General features: G+C 53.2%; 14 protein-coding genes and 1 rRNA gene. 11 read left to right on the forward strand and 4 right to left on the reverse strand.

Annotated features, from left to right (window positions below; genetic code table 11):
* Positions 1 to 204, forward strand: a 204-nt coding sequence (locus ABD76_RS08950) for a transposase (protein WP_197254502.1), incomplete at its 5' end; no start/stop codon positions are given.
* A gap of 417 nt (positions 205 to 621) precedes the next feature.
* Here ABD76_RS08950 and ABD76_RS08955 read toward each other — a convergent pair.
* Positions 622 to 789 carry a hypothetical protein gene (locus tag ABD76_RS08955; protein ID WP_197256134.1) on the reverse strand — a complete coding sequence of 56 codons (168 nt, stop codon included), beginning with the start codon at positions 787 to 789 and terminating at the stop codon, positions 622 to 624.
* A 423-nt stretch (positions 790 to 1,212) separates the two neighbouring features.
* On the opposite strand from ABD76_RS08955, the gene ABD76_RS08960 reads away from it, so the two are divergent.
* Positions 1,213 to 1,437, forward strand: coding sequence for a ribbon-helix-helix protein, CopG family (locus ABD76_RS08960; RefSeq protein WP_197256136.1), 225 nt, complete (start codon positions 1,213 to 1,215; stop codon positions 1,435 to 1,437).
* On the opposite strand, the gene ABD76_RS08965 is transcribed toward ABD76_RS08960, so the two are convergent.
* Positions 1,418 to 1,759, reverse strand: a complete 342-nt coding sequence (locus tag ABD76_RS08965) for a hypothetical protein (RefSeq protein ID WP_197256138.1) — start codon at positions 1,757 to 1,759, stop codon at positions 1,418 to 1,420. The two genes, ABD76_RS08960 and ABD76_RS08965, sit on opposite strands and share 20 nt — an antisense overlap.
* A 975-nt stretch (positions 1,760 to 2,734) precedes the next feature.
* On the opposite strand from ABD76_RS08965, the gene ABD76_RS08970 reads away from it, so the two are divergent.
* From ABD76_RS08970 to ABD76_RS08990, 5 genes are all read left to right on the forward strand, one after another.
* On the forward strand, positions 2,735 to 3,976 hold the full coding sequence (locus ABD76_RS08970) for a DUF2264 domain-containing protein (protein WP_197256140.1): 1,242 nt from the start codon (positions 2,735 to 2,737) through the stop codon (positions 3,974 to 3,976).
* Positions 3,977 to 4,225: 249 nt separating this feature from the next.
* Positions 4,226 to 4,918, forward strand: a complete 693-nt coding sequence (locus ABD76_RS08975; protein ID WP_197256141.1) for a phosphoadenylyl-sulfate reductase — start codon at positions 4,226 to 4,228, stop codon at positions 4,916 to 4,918.
* A gap of 21 nt (positions 4,919 to 4,939) precedes the next feature.
* Positions 4,940 to 6,115 carry a sulfate adenylyltransferase gene (sat, locus tag ABD76_RS08980; RefSeq protein WP_197256143.1) on the forward strand — a complete coding sequence of 392 codons (1,176 nt, stop codon included), beginning with the start codon at positions 4,940 to 4,942 and terminating at the stop codon, positions 6,113 to 6,115.
* 109 nt (positions 6,116 to 6,224) lie between these two features.
* Entirely contained in the window at positions 6,225 to 6,995 is a 771-nt protein-coding gene (gene cwlD / locus ABD76_RS08985; protein ID WP_197256145.1) for an N-acetylmuramoyl-L-alanine amidase CwlD, read from the forward strand.
* A gap of 76 nt (positions 6,996 to 7,071) precedes the next feature.
* The gene (locus ABD76_RS08990) at positions 7,072 to 8,178 is read left to right on the forward strand and encodes an Mrp/NBP35 family ATP-binding protein (RefSeq protein WP_197256147.1); all 1,107 of its coding nucleotides are present in this window, start codon (positions 7,072 to 7,074) and stop codon (positions 8,176 to 8,178) included.
* 86 nt (positions 8,179 to 8,264) lie between these two features.
* Here the strand turns inward: ABD76_RS08990 and gerD are convergent, their stop codons facing one another.
* Complete coding sequence (gerD, locus tag ABD76_RS08995; protein ID WP_197256149.1) at positions 8,265 to 8,957, reverse strand: spore germination lipoprotein GerD; 693 nt, start codon at positions 8,955 to 8,957, stop codon at positions 8,265 to 8,267.
* 141 nt (positions 8,958 to 9,098) lie between these two features.
* On the opposite strand from gerD, the gene ABD76_RS09000 reads away from it, so the two are divergent.
* Positions 9,099 to 9,695, forward strand: coding sequence for a KinB-signaling pathway activation protein (locus ABD76_RS09000; RefSeq protein ID WP_275100799.1), 597 nt, complete (start codon positions 9,099 to 9,101; stop codon positions 9,693 to 9,695).
* A 48-nt stretch (positions 9,696 to 9,743) separates the two neighbouring features.
* Here ABD76_RS09000 and pdaB read toward each other — a convergent pair whose 3' ends face one another.
* Positions 9,744 to 10,547: a polysaccharide deacetylase family sporulation protein PdaB gene (gene pdaB, locus ABD76_RS09005; protein WP_197256153.1), complete on the reverse strand. Its 804-nt coding sequence runs from the start codon at positions 10,545 to 10,547 to the stop codon at positions 9,744 to 9,746.
* Between the two features lie 175 nt (positions 10,548 to 10,722).
* On the opposite strand from pdaB, the gene ABD76_RS09010 reads away from it, so the two are divergent.
* The 3 genes from ABD76_RS09010 to ABD76_RS09020 form a co-directional block, all read left to right on the forward strand.
* Positions 10,723 to 11,328: a stage II sporulation protein M gene (locus tag ABD76_RS09010; RefSeq protein WP_197256155.1), complete on the forward strand. Its 606-nt coding sequence runs from the start codon at positions 10,723 to 10,725 to the stop codon at positions 11,326 to 11,328.
* Between the two features lie 202 nt (positions 11,329 to 11,530).
* Positions 11,531 to 11,755: a hypothetical protein gene (locus ABD76_RS09015; protein WP_197256157.1), complete on the forward strand. Its 225-nt coding sequence runs from the start codon at positions 11,531 to 11,533 to the stop codon at positions 11,753 to 11,755.
* 383 nt (positions 11,756 to 12,138) lie between these two features.
* Positions 12,139 to 12,356: ribosomal RNA gene (locus ABD76_RS09020) — 16S ribosomal RNA — on the forward strand; the annotation flags it as partial.

The following is a 12,356-nucleotide window of genomic DNA, read 5'->3' on the forward strand; positions in this document are numbered from 1 at the left end:
TTCGAGAAGCATGCCAGCCTGAAGTATAAATATGGCAATCGGAAATTTTGGGCGGAGGGCTACTACGTCAGCACAGTAGGCTTAAACGAAGCAACTGTCGCAAAATATATACGTGAACAGGAAGCACATGACCAAGCAGTTGATAAACTGAGTGTGAAAGAGTATGAAGATCCGTTCAACAGAAACAGTAGCAAGAAGAAGTAAACCAGTTTAACTGGTAAGTGAAAGTGACAAGTTACACTGAGCCTGAACAATTTAATTGTCAGGCTAGCGTCTTTAGGCGCAGTTTGGCAACAGGGGGTTATACCCCAAGTGCAAACCACCCGTTGGACGGGTGGTTTTGATTTTGGTGGGGCTCCTTTTTTTGTTGCATCACGAACGTGCATTCGTATATACTGATCTCGAATATGTGTTCGAGGTGATCGGAATGAAGGACTGGCGAGAGGAATTACAGCGTACAGAGCCGGCGGTAACGAAGCCGAAAGATCCGGCATTATGCCAGTGCATGGCTAACATGAAGGGTAAATGGATCGGAGGAGTGTATACCTGTCTCAGATGCGGGCGTCCCGTGTACGACGCATTCGGAAAAAGATGAGCCCCGGTAATCCGGGGCCCATTCTATCAATATTCCGACTCTCGATAGTGCTTGGCCGCTTCCTCTACAGACACTTCATCATGGACGCGATGCATTTTCTTTGTCAGCTTCAGGATGTCTTCCTTCGACATTCCAGCCATTTCTGCTGCCATAATCGCATACCCGAAACATGCTTGATTGCTCCACAATTCCATGAATATACCTCCCTGCACGTTTGAGGGGCCGCAGCCCCTCGCTAAATTTGTAATGATTGCGACGAAGCGGCCAGCAAGCTTTTCAGCCGGCGCACCTTGTCGCTATCATTGATATATCTTGACGACCGAGCCACTACCCGCCCCCGAAGGGGCGAGTAGTTCCCCCTCCTAACGGAGTAGGGAAATGACGGCGGTTGCGAGTTGGGCCAGAGCCGTGAGAAGCAGGACCCATTCGCGAACCTTGACTCGGTCGTCTTTTTGCTGTGGTGGCGGTTGCGGCGGCCGAGTCTGTTTTTTCTTTTTAGCCATGTGCACACCGCCTTTCTATACTTCATTATATACTGGTACCACTATATAAATCAAGTGTTTTTATACTGGTGACAGTATATTTTTTGTGTTATTATTCAGAAAAGGGGTGAAGCTATGGAGAAGAAAGGTAAGGCTGCGACCAGAGCAAAGGATAAATACAATTCGGCAAACTATGATCAAATTAAATTGTGGGGCCGGAAGGGAGACCGCGAAAGAATCGATGCGGCTGCTGCGAAGAGCGGTAAGAGCAGGAACGCCTTCATCATGGAGGCCATCGAAGAGAAAATCGAACGGGAAGGGTTGGAAAGCCAGACAGAAACTAATGAGCCCCGGGAGTAGTTCCGAGGCTCTTACTAGCATTAATAAGAAGAACCCCGGAGCGATCCGGGGTTCTTTGTGCTCTAGCTTCGATATTCGTCTCAATTTTTTCGATTCTGCTCTGATTATCGAGTTGCAATTTTTTGATTTGGTCAAGCCGGTCTAATATGACCTCAAGAGCAAAAAATAGGGCACCTCCAGCCAAGCCAGCTGCCCACCACCCAATAGCAAGCTCCCATTGAAATTTATCAGTGAGGCTTTCGAAGGCGGTTCCGGCTTTGTAGCCCATGAAAAGGCCGCCGGCAGCCAGTAATAACGCAAAGAAACGAAGTACCAGATCCATAGACAGTCACCCCAATGAATTTATGTTTATGGATAAATTCGACATCCATGCACCCTGATCCTTACAACAGGAAGGTTTTATTATGCAATAAATAAAGCCCCGGATTACTCCAAGGCTTTATCATTAGGAAGCTTTCCCGCCTTACCCGTCTGTTCTTCCCTTCTCCGATATTATAATCAAAGTACCAGCGATCTCCGCGTCGCTTGATTCGTGGTATTTCCATCCTCTTTCATCCTTTATATGATGTTACATCCAGCATACATCATGGGGCGGTACCACGCCCTCCCTTTTTATAATTTCGCCCAATCGAGTAGCGTTTCAATGTGTCCGATGCTGGCGTCACACATATAGGTGAGACCATAGGGGCCGTAGTATCCTGCAATGATCATTCTGCCGTATTTCGTTTCGACTAAAAACTCAAAAGCATAAAAAATGCTCCGACTTTGTTATGATTGATTTTAGAATCTCGCCTTGTTGCAGTTTTATTTCGAGACGGCAGACATCCTCGTTATTCATTACACCCTTTAGTTCATCAAGCGTCATATAGAACCCTTCCTCTCGTGACCATATTTTGACCATATTCGTACCTGAAAGTATCCGAAGTTGTCGGATGCAAAATTAAAAACTTCCTATTAATATAGGGTTATCTGAACTTATCGTAAGCAGACATTTATGAACGTAAAATATACGGCCTCAAAGCGGCTCGCCGCGCGCCTCAGTTCTCGAAGCGTTAAGAAGCCTGTTATATCAACGATTATCGCCCTTGGCCCTTGCTGGTCAGGGGCTTTTCATTTGTTCTGGAGGGCTCTTGAAGCGTTCGTCACCAACCATTCTTTTGGGCATACAGTCAACCCCTCTTTCCGCACGGCGAAACGGGGGGTTTTGATATGTCTCCCGACCGGTGCATCCGTTATAATGAGACTACGCAGCAGTTCTCAATTGAGTCTGGCAATCGTTCATACGGGAGGAATGGCGATGGCTTCACAAGAGACGGCGGAGCGGCACTTGCTCCCAATAAGCAAGACTTGTTCCTGGAAAAGGGAGACGAGCGGCGTGAGCGGCCTTGACACGAATCCGGGCGATCGGGATCGGACCTATTGGCTGCATTCGCTTGAGAGATTGGCGACTCCGGTGTTGAAGGCGCTTGCGGAACGGCGCTTGCGGCGAGACATGCCGCTGGAGAGCGGCGGAGACGGACGCGGCCTGTACGCCGGTCTGGAGGCCTTCGGCCGCTTGATGGCCGGCATTGCGCCCTGGCTGGCGCTGACGGGCGGTGCCTCGGAGGAGGCAGCTCTGCGAGAGCGAATGCAGGGATGGTATATGGAGGCGATCGATGCGGCCACCGCGCCGGATTCGCCGGACCGGCTGAACTTCAGCGAAGGGTATCAGCCGCTTGTAGATGCGGCATTTCTGGCGCAAGGGCTGTTGAGAGCGCCGGAAGCATTGTGGCTGCCGCTGAGCGACAGGGTCCGCCGGCAGGTCATTTCCGCGCTGCGGGAAACGCGGCGCATCCGGTCGCATTATAACAATTGGCTGCTGTTCGCTGCGATCATCGAGGCGTTCCTGCACCAAGCGGGGGAACCCGATTGGGATGCGATGCGCATCGATTACGCCTTGAAGCAGCACGATTCGTGGTATGCGGGCGACGGCGCCTATGGAGACGGTCCGGACTACCATGCCGACTATTACAACAGCTTCGTCATCCAGCCGATGATGGTGGATGTGTTGACCGCGGTCGGCCATCGCTACCCGGACTGGGAAAAAATGAAGGCCGCGGTATGGCAGCGGGCCAAGCGGCATGCCGGGCAACTGGAGCGCTTCATCTCGCCGGAAGGGACCTTCCCGCCTCTCGGCCGATCGCTTGCCTACCGGTGCGGCGTATTCCACTTGTTGGCGCAGCTCGCCTGGCTGGATCAATTGCCTTCCTCCTTGTCGCCGGCTCAGGTCCGCTGCGGGTTGACGGCGGTCATGAGGCGCATGCTGGAGGCGGATGGAACCTTCACCGCGGACGGGTGGCTGACCATTGGCTTCTGCGGCCATCAGCCCGGTATCGGGGAAGCCTACATATCTACGGGCAGCCTTTACTTATGCTCAACGGTATTGCTGCCGCTTGGTCTCTCTCCCGATCATTCATTCTGGCAAGGGGAGGAAGCTTGGACCGCATGCAAGGCATGGTCCGGAGAGCCGTTCCCCATGGATGAAGCGATACGGGACTAGCGAGAGAGCCCAAATCTTGTTGCGTAACCGAATTCAACATCCTCGATCGGGCTTGAACAGCAGGCCCGATTTTTTGTTGTCCGCGAACATTCACCTGGGACATTGTCCCGGTATATGCTGTAACATCGAAACGATACACAGCGAGACAATACGGAAAAATAAATTGACAAAGATAGGAAAACACTTATAATTAAATAAACAAAACATATTGAAAAACTCGGAATAATTCAGTAGTGGAGGGGGAACACAATGAATCTGTTGGAAAAGGAAGCGCTGGCACGGGAAAAGGCAGAGGAATTCGAGCATGCCGCACCGGAAGAAGTCATTGCCTGGGTGGTTGGGGCATTTCCCAAGTTGACCTTTGCGTGCAGCTTCGGTGCGGAGGACGTTGTGCTGGTTGATATGCTGCAGCGCATCAGTCCGTCAACCGATATATTTTATTTGGATACCGATTTTCATTTCCGGGAGACCTATGAGACGCGCGATCGGCTGAGCGAGCGCTACAATCTGGAGTTCGTCCGCGTCGCCCCCGCGCTCTCGCCCGAAGAGCAGGCCGAGCTGCACGGGGAGGCGCTCTGGGAACGAGAGCCGAATCAATGCTGCAATATACGCAAAGTCGAGCCCCTCACCGGCATTCTCGGTCAATACGATGCCTGGATTACCGGAATTCGCCGCGATCAGGCGCCGACCCGGGCGAACGCCAAGAAGGTCGAGTATGATACGAAGTTCGGTCTTATGAAGTTCAATCCGCTTGCCGCATGGACCTCCCAAGATGTATGGAACTACATTCGCTCGCATGACGTCATTTACAATCCGCTGCATGATTTGAACTATCCCAGCATCGGCTGCAGCCATTGCACGCGACAGGTACACCCTGGAGAAGAGCCGCGGGCCGGGCGCTGGTCCGGAACCGGCAAGGTGGAATGCGGGCTTCACCAGTAAATAGCGAAGGGAGAACGAATAATGACTACGATCTTACCGCATGGCGGACAACTCATCTCCAGGCTCGTCCCGGAAGCGGAGGCGGACCGATGTGAGCAGGATGCGAAGGGGCTGCCGGCCATTCGAATCAATCGGCGAACGCTGTCCGATGCCGATCTCATTGCGATAGGGGCATTTTCTCCCTTACAGGGCTTCATGAACGAAGAAGATTACCGCCATGTGGTGGAACGGATGCGGCTTGCGGACGGCACCGTATGGAGCCTTCCGATAACGCTCCCGGTCCAGGCGGAGACCGCAACCGCTCTTCGTATCGGAGAAGAAGCCGCCCTGATCGGCGAGGAGGATGGCGTATTGTACGGAACGATCGAGGTGCAGAGCATCTTCGAGATCGATCCGTATCATGAGGCGGAACAGGTGTTCCGCACGACCGATACCGCTCATCCGGGCGTCCAAAAGCTGCTGGAGCGCCCGGCGTTCTGTGTCGGCGGAAGCATTCGCTTGCTGCGCAGACTAAAGCCGGAGCGCTTTAGCGAGTATTATTTTGATCCCGCCGAGACGAGACAGATTTTCCGGGAACGCGGCTGGCGGACCGTGGTCGGCTTCCAGACCCGCAATCCGGTTCACCGGGCTCATGAGTACATCCAGAAGAGCGCGATGGAGATTGTCGACGCGCTGTTCCTCAATCCGCTCGTCGGCGAGACGAAGTCGGACGATGTGCCTGCGGATGTTCGCATGCGCAGTTATATCAGTCTGCTGGAGCATTATTATCCGGCAGACCGGGTCTTTCTCGGGGTATTTCCGGCCGCGATGCGGTACGCGGGCCCGAGAGAAGCGATTTTCCACGCTATTGTCCGCAAAAATTACGGCTGCACCCACTTTATCGTCGGCCGCGATCATGCCGGCGTAGGCGATTATTACGGCACTTATGACGCTCAGCATATTTTCCGCGAATTCCAACCGGAAGAGCTCGGCATCATGCCGCTCTTCTTCGAGCACAGCTTCTATTGCACCGCTTGCGGCAATATGGCGTCCAGCAAGACGTGTCCGCATCCGAAGGAACGGCATGTCGCCTTGTCCGGGACGAAGGTGCGCGAGATGCTGCGGAACGGCATTTGCCCTCCGCCTGAATTTTCGAGGCCGGAAGTGGCCCGGATTCTCATTGAAGGCATGTCGGAGACCGCCCAGGTGAAGGCATAGGCCCGATCCCTCCATCTTGCTGTGGCGAGCTTTAAATCAATGTATATTTGTCCACCTTGTCCCATATAGATGATTAGTGTCTGTATGGGAACGGAGGTGGACTTTTTGTATGATCAAATGGCCTGAGAAGCGAAGCAAAAAAACGTCGATTCTGTGGATCTCGCTGCACAGCGTGCGTAAATGGCTCGTCAGCCTCTGCCTTGTGCTGGCCGTCATCGCCATTATGACGGCCGAGATGCCGGCCACGAAGACATGGACCTATTGGACGATACCGTTATCCGGCAAGGTCGTCGTCATTGATGCGGGCCATGGAGGTCCGGATGGCGGTGCGGTCAGCAAGCATGGAGTGATTGAGAAAGATATCAATCTCTCTATTGCCTTATATTTACGCGATTACTTGCAGCAGGCGGGAGCGCTTGTCTTTATGACCCGGGAAGGGGACTACGATCTAGCGGCCCCGGACACCAAAGGGTATGCGAAGCGCAAAGCGGAGGATTTGAAACGGCGCGTCAGCTTCGTTCAGGAAAAGAAAGCGGATATTCTGATTAGTCTGCATATGAACAGCATTCCGTCAGGCAAGTGGAGCGGCGCCCAATCGTTCTATACGAAGCGGCATCCGGAGAGCGAGCGCTTGGCCAAATGGATTCAGTCGGAGATCCGGCGCAATCTCGAAAATACGGATCGGGTGGCCAAGCCGGTGGATCGGCGCCTGTACCTGATGGATCACGTCGAGATTCCGTCGGCGCTCGTCGAGGTGGGATTCCTCTCGAATCTGGAAGAATCCCGCAGGCTGGCCGACGAACAATATCAGCGCAAGGTGGCTGCCTCGGTCTACAAAGGAATACTCCGCTTTATGGCAGGGGAAAACATTGGTAAATAGTGTTCCTATGATATAATAGGCTATGTAACGAAGCAGCATGTCCGCCTGCTGACCTTGATAGAGACGAGGTGCCATCATGATCACGAAAGAAGAGATTTTGCAAGCGCTGCATGGATTAACGGAGCCCGTGACAGGCCAGGATTTGACTCATATTCAATGGATTCGCGATCTGATGATCAAGCCGGGAGAAGTGAAGCTGACCGCCCTGATCGCTCCTCAGGCCGCCGACGCGGAAGCGCGCGAGCGGCTTGCTCGCGAGATTAAGACCCGCTTGTCGCCGCTCGGTCTGGATGATGTCCATGTCCGCATCCGCCTGGCGACAGCCGCGGAGCTGCAAGCCATCGGCCTGCAGCCTGCCGAAGATGCGCCGGCACGAGGCCCGGAGCCGGCAGGGCATGGAGCCGGGATGGAGCGGCATCCGCTGTTGGATCCGGCTTCGGGCGTCGAATTCATCGCTGTCGCCAGCGGCAAGGGCGGCGTCGGCAAATCGACCGTCACCGTCAATCTGGCCGCTGCCCTGGCCCGGCTGGGCAAGCGGGTCGGGCTTATCGATGCCGATATTTACGGCTTCAGCGTCCCCGACATGATGGGGATTGAAGATCGCCCGATCGTGCAGGACAACATGGTGATCCCGATCGAACGGTTCGGCGTCAAAGTGATGTCGATGGGGTTTTTCGTGGAAGACAATAGTCCGGTTGTATGGCGCGGGCCGATGCTGGGCAAAATGCTCCGCAATTTCTTCCAGGAAGTGGAGTGGGGCGAGCTCGATATCGTGCTGCTGGATCTCCCTCCGGGAACAGGAGATATCGCGCTGGACATTCACCAGATGATTCCTCACAGCAAGGAGATTATCGTCACGACGCCTCATTCGACGGCTGCCTTCGTCGCAGCCCGGGCCGGTTCGATGGCGCTCCATACGAAGCATGACATCCTGGGTGTCGTTGAAAATATGGCTTACGTCGAGTGCGGGAAATGCGGAGACAAGCAGTACGTATTCGGCCGCGGAGGCGGCGGCAAGCTGGCGGAAGCGCTTCACGCCGATCTGCTGGCTCAGATCCCGCTCGGTTCGCCAGACAACCACCCGGCGGAGCCGGATTTCTCGCCTTCGGTATACAAGGCGGATTCGCCTATCGGCAAGCTGTATACGGAGCTGGCCGAAGAAGTCGTTCGGCGTCTGTCCTGAACGGCAACATGGCTATACACAAAAGGACTCCCGTGCGGAGTCCTTTGCCATATACCGGGGAGGGGAGACCAGTGAACCGGGGAGTCCTATGAACTGGAGCCGCCGCCGCCGGATTCGCCGCCCCCCTCTTCTTTTCCGCCGCCGCCTCCTTCTTGACCGCCCTTGCCGCCTTCCTGCTTTTTCTTCCCCTTTTCTTCCGGTTGAAGCTCTTCCTTGACGACTTTGCTTAATAATTCCATGACTTCAAGCTTGAACAGCGGGCTGCCCATGGCATCCTTGACAAGGGTCATCATCTGCTTGCGATATTCCGGGGTCTTCATCATATCAAGGTAAGCCTTCGTCATATCGGGAGATTTCAGCATTTCGCCGAACGATTGCTGGTATGTCGGATCTTTAATGAGCGATTTATGGAGCTCCTTATTTTCTTTATTGACGGCTTTGGCGAATTCTCCGGCGAATTTGGGATCCTTCATTACCTCCTCGATCACCTTCTCATACTCGGGAGAAACGAGGGTATCCTTCACTGCGGTACGAATCTGCTCCTGCTGCTGCATCGTCAACGCCTGCATCTGCATGCCGCCGCCACCGCCAGATCCTCCGGACGACGCCGATTGCACCGCTTTTTGGCCTTCTTCGCTTTTGAGAATATCGATAACCATGCTTTTTAGTTCTTTATAATCCATGGTGCTCTGGGCAGCGGGCTGTTCGGCTCCGCAGCTGGCAAGAAGCAGCATCATAATGGCGCCAACCATCGCGAGACGGATGAATGATGTCTTCATGGCACGGCACTCCTTTCTGTCCCATTCATACCTTCACGCGTAGTATGGCAGGACGAATTGTGAATTATGTTTGACAGTTATAGTTTTTTGCTGAGAACCTTGGTAAAATAATGAACATTGCGGAGGTGCAGCGCCTTGACGTTGAAAAAATGGTTTTACCTATTTTGGACCACGCTCCTTATTGGAGGCGGAATCACATTAGTGATGGGTCTGTCCCTGCAAATCATTCAGGGAGAGTTCCAAAATTTCAATGGCCCGATGGACGGGGTATTGAATGTCGTGCAATTGATTTTGAGCGGCTTTACCGTAAGCGTATACTCACAGATGGGATTTTTCGCGTATCTCACGCTGAATTTCATTGCCATCGGACTGTTCAAAAAAACATGGCCGTACATACAAGTGGCGCTCACCGTCATTGCTCTGCTGGATTTGATGTTCCTGCGCATGCTGCTTGCGGATAATGGATCGCAGCGGGGCGGAGACGCGATGAACGATATTTTGCTTGGCCTGGCCGTGCTCGCAGTCGCCTTGATCGTCGGTTATTTTAAAGTCAAGGCCACCAACCGGACCGCATTCATTCCTACCTTATTCTTCATGATCGCCATTACGACGGTGGAGACGCTGTCCGCCTTGAATATTAGCGGGATTGCCACCTGGTACGTCTATCTGCCGCTGGCGGCATGCAATGCCTATCAGGTGCTCATGCTGAACCGGATATTGGGAACACCAAAAAGCTGACGTAAATCCGCCAGCTTTTTTTCATGCGGGAAGGCAAAGGTGCATATGCTACATTCCAACAGCTTTATGAAGGTGCTCGCTCATCGTCGTCTTGTCCTCGATTGGCTTGCTTTTCAGGTCGGTCTGCTCAATCAGCTCCGACACGGTGACGAATTCATATCCTTTGGCCCGCAGACTGTCGATGATGGCAGGGAGGGCAAGATGGGTCTGCTTGCAGGAATCGCTGGCATGGAGCAAGACGATATCTCCAGGGTGGGCTTTGCCGACGACGCGCTTGACGATCGTATCGACGCCCGGGTTTTTCCAATCCAAAGAATCGGTGTCCCATTGAATCACCTTATAGTTCAGGTTATCCGCGATCCGGAGCACTCGCTTGTCGAAATCGCCGTTCGGCATGCGGATCAGCTTGGCATCCTGGCCGGTAACCTCCTTAAGAAGTTGGTGGGCAGTCGTAATTTGCTGGCGGATCTCCTCATCGCTCAGGCTGCTGTAGTTGACGTGCTTATGGCCGTGACTTCCGATTTCATAGCCGGCGCTCACCATTTTTTTCACAATATCGGGATGCGTTTTGCTCCATGGAGAGGACAGGAAGAACGTCGCTTTGTTCACGCCTTTTTCCTTTAGTATATCAAGGATCGGCTCGGCCCGTTTATCGCCCCAGCTAATATCGAAGGTAAGGGCAATGACTTTTTTGTCGGTCGGCACACTGTAAATAGCGGAAGGGTTCGATTCGGAGAAGACGGTAATGTTGTCGCTTTCCACATACACCACTCCGGCGGCCAGCAGTGCGGCAGCAATGAGGAAAAAGACGCGTTTGATTTTTTTGCCGCTGAATACGTAAAAAGAACTCATGCAAGTGCGCTCCTCTCGTTACGATGAATAGGATACGAATCATAAGCTGCAAGCTTGTCACGCTTGTTTAGTACACTGTATGCTTGGGGTATTAAAATATGACAGCTCTTGCGGGCGGCAGCCCGAATTGAAACGGCTGCAGACGTCCGGCGCGGAGCGGGAAAGGGTAGAACTTATGTTGTCATTACGTTCATGGCGGAAGACGTTGGCCGAATTGCGCTGGTATTTGGTTGCCTCCGTGCTGCTGTTCGCGGTGGGTTATGCGCTCGGGAACCGGCTTGAAGGGTTGCAGGACTTCGTGACCGGACAGTTGGCCGGCCTCGGACAGGTGAAGGAACAGCTGATGAAGTCGGAGAATCAGGAGCTGTCGTTTTTCGTATTCATCTTTTACAACAATGCGATCAAAGCGGTCATCATCATGTTTGCCGGGATTCTGTTCGGGCTGCTTCCTGCTTTCTTCCTTGTGGTCAACGGGATGGTCATCGGTTTTCTCCTGCGCATGATGGAGCTGATGGGGCAGAACATTACGGAGAACGTGGTCAAGGGGCTGCTTCCGCACGGGATATTGGAGATTCCGGCCATCCTTATCGCTGCGGCTTACGGAATGAAGTTCGGCGTGCTCGTGATGCAGAAGCTGTTCGGATCAAGGTCTCGCCGGGCTAACATTTCTCTCATGGCATGGGCCAAACGGACGGGAGCGGGAGCGGTATGGGTGACGGTTGTCTTGTTGATCGCGGCGCTTATCGAGAGCACCGTTACGTTCAGACTGATGTCTCCGTAACATCGGATGACGGGAAGGAAAGGGGACATCCATCTGCAGCGGGAGTTCACATCGACTTGTGATAAAACTTCGCAAATTTGAGCATAACAGTAAAGCGGCATCCTTTGGCTTCTCGGGAATGATATGCCATTGGAGGAAAGGGCCGCTGCTAGTAACTGCTTCAGGATAAGCGTTGAACTGTCGGTGAGGGAGGTTTGTTGCGATGTTGGGTTTCCTTTTTAATGATAATGAATGCAGAGAATTGGGATATATGCTTCGCAAGGAATTGGATGAGATGCTCTTCGATCTGAGCGATAATCGATTGGATTCGGAGGTGCGCCAGGCGATTTGCCGCCGGTACCGCACCGTGTTCCGCATGTATGCGCGCATTGCGTCGCCGAAGGACTTGTCGAAATACGCCCGCAATCACCGGATCGTTCCCATGTGACCGTGATGCCGGTCCGAGCAGCGGAGGCTTGGCCGGCAGGACCGGGAAGCATCCGGCCGCACCAGACAAAAGCCGAAGAAAGTGTTGACTGAACAGCGGAAATATGATAAATTATTTTTCGTTCCCCTGTCGTTTTATGTGTGATAGCGCATGATAGATAAGGTGAGAACATGAATCGAAAAAAACTTTTAAAAAAAGTGTTGCATTCGGTTCGAGAGTATGATATATTATAAAAGTCGCCGCTGAACGGCGGTGAAGAAAAGAAAGCAACTTACTGATGAAGTTGGTTGCCGGATTGTTCTTTGAAAACTGAACAACGAGTGATGTTTGTGCAAGAGGTCAAATGACCTCGTCAGCAATACATGAGCAAGTCAAACTTGACTTTTATGGAGAGTTTGATCCTGGCTCAGGACGAACGCTGGCGGCGTGCCTAATACATGCAAGTCGAGCGGAGCGGATGGAGTGCTTGCACTCCTGATGCTTAGCGGCGGACGGGTGAGTAATACGTAGGTAACCTGCCCTTAAGACCGGGATAACTCACGGAAACGTGGGCTAATACCGGATAGGCGATTTCCTCGCATGAGGGAGTCGGGAAAGGCGG

This window comes from Paenibacillus dendritiformis, assembly GCF_015845845.1.
Taxonomy (GTDB): domain Bacteria; phylum Bacillota; class Bacilli; order Paenibacillales; family Paenibacillaceae; genus Paenibacillus_B; species Paenibacillus_B dendritiformis_C.